Origin of the sequence: Streptomyces sp. SM10, from assembly GCF_002910915.1 — a bacterium.
Taxonomy (GTDB): Bacteria; Actinomycetota; Actinomycetes; order Streptomycetales; family Streptomycetaceae; genus Streptomyces.
In genome coordinates, this window is the sequence record NZ_NEUF01000192.1 from 1 (window position 1) to 3,025 (window position 3,025).

Annotated in this window: 1 protein-coding gene; it reads left to right on the forward strand. The window is 68.9% G+C overall.

The window, feature by feature from the left end; all coding sequences use genetic code 11:
- On the forward strand, positions 1–3,025 hold a 3,025-nt coding region (locus B9S57_RS33415; protein WP_146057839.1), incomplete at both ends, for a type I polyketide synthase.

Consider the following 3,025-nt stretch of genomic DNA (forward strand, 5'->3'; position numbering starts at 1 on the left):
GTGTTCGGCACCTGTTGCTGGTGAGTCGTCGGGGTGGGGAGGCTCCGGGTGCGGCTGAGCTCGTCGCGGAGTTGGAGGGTCTGGGTGCGCGGGCTCGGTTCGTGGCGTGTGATGTGGCTGATCGTGTGGCGTTGGCGGGGGTGTTGGACGGTGTGGAGGCCGGGCACCCGCTGACGGGTGTGGTGCATACCGCCGGCGTCTTGGATGACGGTGTGGTGTCGTCGCTGTCGTCGGAGCGGTTGTCGGCGGTGTTGCGGCCGAAGGTTGATGCGGCGTGGAATCTGCATGAGTTGACGCGCGGCATGGATTTGTCGATGTTCACGTTGTTCTCCTCGGCGGCCGGTGTGTTCGGTGGTGCGGGGCAGGCGAACTACGCGGCGGCGAACGCGTTCCTCGATGCCCTGGCCGAAGTGCGGAAGGCGGAGGGGCTGGCGGGGCAGTCCCTGGCCTGGGGGCCCTGGGCGGAAAGCGGGATGCTGGGGCGTCTCGACGCCGCCGACACCCAACGTATGGCCCGATCCGGTGTGCCGCCGCTCTCGGTGGACGAGGGCCTGGCGCTGTTCGACGCCGCTGCCGGTCTCGACCACGCGGCCGTGGTTCCGGTACGGCTCGACCTGCCGGTGTGGCGCAAGCGAGCTTCGGCCGACGGTGTGCCGCCGCTCCTCCAGGCACTCGTACGCGTCACCGGCCGCCGCACGGCGAAGTCCGGCGAGTCCGAGTCGGGATTCGCCGCACGGCTGAAGGGACTGACAGAGGAAGAGCGGACTCGTTTCGTCGACGGCCTGGTGCGAACCCAGATCGCAGCGGTGCTCGGGTACGCGTCGAGCGAGGCCATCAAGTCCAGGCAGGCTTTCAAGGAGCTGGGCTTCGACTCCCTGACCGCCGTCGAACTGCGTAACCGACTCAACGCGGCGACCGGGCTGCGGCTGCCGGCGACCCTGGTCTTCGACTACCCCACCCCCGCCGTGCTTGCCGAGTTCCTGTTGGACGAGGCGCGCGGGACGGAAGCCGAGGGAGTAACGGCCGCGGGAGCAGCGGGCTTCGCGGACGACGAACCCATCGCGATCGTCGGTATGAGCTGCCGCTATCCGGGCGGGGTCGCCGCTCCCGAGGACCTGTGGCGCCTCGTCTCCATGGCGGGGGAGGGAATCTCCGGATTCCCGACCGACCGCGGTTGGAGCCTGGACGGCATGTATGAATCCGACGCGGGCCGGGAGGGCAAGTCGAGGACCATCGAGGGCGGCTTCCTTTACGACGCGGGCCAGTTCGACCCCGGCTTCTTCGGGATCTCGCCGCGTGAGGCTCTGGCGATGGATCCGCAGCAACGGCTCCTCCTCGAGGCCTCGTGGGAGGCCGTCGAGCGGGCCGGTATCGATCCCGACTCGCTGCGCGGCAGCCGTACGGGTGTGTTCGCGGGCCTGATGTATCACGACTACGCTGCCCGGCTGAACTCTGTACCCCAAGACGTCGGTGCCTTCCTGGGAACGGGTAACTCGGGCAGTGTGGCGTCGGGTCGGGTGTCGTACACGTTGGGGCTCGAGGGCCCGGCGGTGACGGTGGATACGGCGTGTTCGTCGTCGTTGGTGGCGTTGCACTGGGCGATTCAGGCGTTGCGGTCGGGTGAGTGTTCGATGGCGCTGGCCGGTGGGGTGACGGTCATGGCCACCCCTGGGACGTTCGTGGAGTTCTCGCGGCAGCGTGGTCTGGCGGCGGACGGCCGGTGCAAGGCGTTCGCGGATGCGGCGGACGGTACGGGGTGGTCCGAGGGTGTGGGCATGCTGCTGGTGGAGCGTCTGTCGGACGCGCGGCGTCTTGGGCATGAGGTCCTGGCGGTGGTGCGGGGCAGTGCGGTGAATCAGGATGGTGCGTCGAACGGTCTGACGGCGCCGAAYGGTCCGTCGCAGCAGCGGGTGATCCGGCAGGCGTTGGCGAATGCCGGATTGTCGGCTTCGCAGGTGGATGCGGTGGAGGCGCACGGTACGGGGACGAAGTTGGGTGACCCGATCGAGGCGCAGGCTTTGCTGGCGACGTATGGGCAGGAGCGGTCGCAGGAGCGTCCGTTGTGGCTCGGGTCGATCAAGTCGAACATCGGTCACACGCAGGCGGCGGCGGGTGTGGCCGGGATCATCAAGATGGTGCAGGCCATGCGGCACGGAGTCCTGCCCAAGACCCTGCACGTGGACAGTCCGTCATCACAGGTGGACTGGTCCGCAGGGTCTGTTGAACTCCTGACCGAATCGGTGGCCTGGCCGGAGACGGGCAATGCGCGGCGGGCGGCCGTCTCGTCCTTCGGGATCAGCGGCACCAACGCGCACGTCATTCTTGAGCAGGCGCCCCTTGGCGACGGTGCCGCGACGCACGCGGACGAGGTCTCGCCGCTGGGCGGGTCCGCGCTGCCGTTCGTGCTCTCCGGCAAGTCGGAGGGCGCGCTGCGGGACCAGGCCGCGCGTCTGAGCGAGATGATGGCTGCCGGTTCCGGTGCCACGCCTGGGGGGATCGGTCTGTCACTGGCGATGGGCCGGTCACGGTTCGAGCACCGTGCGGTGGTTGTCGCAGGGGATGCGGAGGAGCTCAGGTCGGCTCTGGACGCTCTGGCCGGGGAGCGACCCGGCCAGGGTGTCGTGCGGGGTGTGGCTGAGGGTGCGGTTGCTCCGGTGTTCGTGTTTCCGGGGCAGGGTTCGCAGTGGGTGGGTATGGCTGCGGGTCTGATGGAGTCTTCGCCGGTGTTCGCGGGGCGGATCCGGGAGTGTGCGGTGGCGTTGGAGCCGTTCACGGACTGGTCGTTGTTGGGTGTGTTGCGTGGTGATGCGGGTGCTCCTGGGTTCGATCGGGTTGATGTGGTGCAGCCGGTGTTGTGGGCGGTGATGGTGTCGCTGGCTGAGGTGTGGCGGGCGGCTGGTGTGGTGCCTGCGGCGGTGGTGGGGCATTCGCAGGGTGAGATCGCTGCGGCGTGTGTGGCTGGTGGGCTGTCCCTGGAGGATGGTGCGCGGGTGGTGGCGTTGCGGAGCCGGGCGATCCTGGAGCT